The sequence below is a fragment of the Halomonas sp. G11 genome (assembly GCF_001663515.1).
In the GTDB taxonomy this organism is placed as follows: domain Bacteria; phylum Pseudomonadota; class Gammaproteobacteria; order Pseudomonadales; family Halomonadaceae; genus Vreelandella.
In genome coordinates, this window is record NZ_LYXG01000035.1 from 1 (window position 1) to 1,198 (window position 1,198).

Annotated in this window: 1 protein-coding gene; it reads left to right on the forward strand. The window is 52.9% G+C overall.

From position 1 onward, the window contains the following. Positions 1-71 precede the first annotated feature (71 nt). Positions 72-1,159 (forward strand): IS3 family transposase gene (locus ADS46_RS13715; RefSeq protein WP_156524521.1). Its coding sequence is split into 2 segments (ribosomal slippage): positions 72-333 and positions 333-1,159, totalling 1,089 coding nucleotides; the frame shifts between segments, so codons are not numbered across the junction. Positions 1,160-1,198 lie beyond the last annotated feature (39 nt).

Sequence of the window (1,198 nt, forward strand, 5' to 3'; positions counted from 1 at the left end):
GGTAATCCCCCCGAAAAACCAGAGTGTTCAAAAGTAGAATTTTCCGTAAGCTAAGCGCAGGGAGATTCTGCATGAAAAAATCACGTTTTTCCGACAGCCAAATACTGTCAATTCTCAAGCAAGCCGAAGGCGGCGCACCGGTTCCAGAGCTATGTCGTGAGCATGGCATGAGCAGTGCGACTTTCTACAAGTGGCGAGCTAAATTCGGCGGCATGGATGCGTCCATGATGGCCCGGCTGAAAGAGCTAGAGGATGAAAACCGACGGCTCAAGAAGATGTACGCTGAGGAACGAGTGAAAGCGGACATCCTCAAGGAAGCCATCGAAAAAAAGTGGTGAAGCCGTCTCGTCGCCGTGAGATGGCGCAGAAAGCCGTTGATGAAAAGTGTGTCAGCATTCGTCTGGCCTGTTGGCTGTTCAGCATAAGTGAGACCTGCTACCGCTATCAGCCCAAGCTGAGCAGCGAGAATGCTGAGATCGCGGACTGGCTGGTTCGGCTGACCCACAATCAGCGGAACTGGGGCTTTGGCCTGTGTTTCCTGCATCTGCGCAATGTGAAGGGCTTTACCTGGAACCACAAGCGGGTCTATCGGATTTACCGGGAGCTGGAACTGAATCTGCGCATCAAGCCCAAGAAGCGTCTGGTTCGGGAAAAACCTGAGCCATTGGCTGTGCCGGAAACGATCAACGACAGTTGGTCGATGGACTTCATGCACGACCAGCTCAACGATGGCCGCAGTTACCGGCTACTGAATGTGATTGATGACTTTAACCGCGAAGGTCTTGGCATCGAAGTGGACTTCTCGCTTCCAGCAGAGCGGGTTATCCGATCGCTGGATCAGATCATTGAATGGCGGGGTAAACCGCGTTCTATCCGTTGTGACAACGGACCTGAGTACATCAGCGGCAAGCTGTCAGCCTGGGCCGAAAAACGGGAGATTAAGTTGGCGTTTATCCAGCCTGGCAAACCCCAGCAGAACGCCTACATCGAACGCTACAACCGAACTGTCCGTTACGATTGGCTGGCACAGTATCTGTTCGACAGCACCGAAGAAGTCCAGGATTATGCCACTCGCTGGCTCTGGCACTACAATCACGAACGACCCAATATGGGACTCGGAGGAATCACTCCTCGACAGAAGTTGGCCATGATGGCCTGAGGTCTACTTTTGAACCCCGTTAAAAATGGGGGGATTACC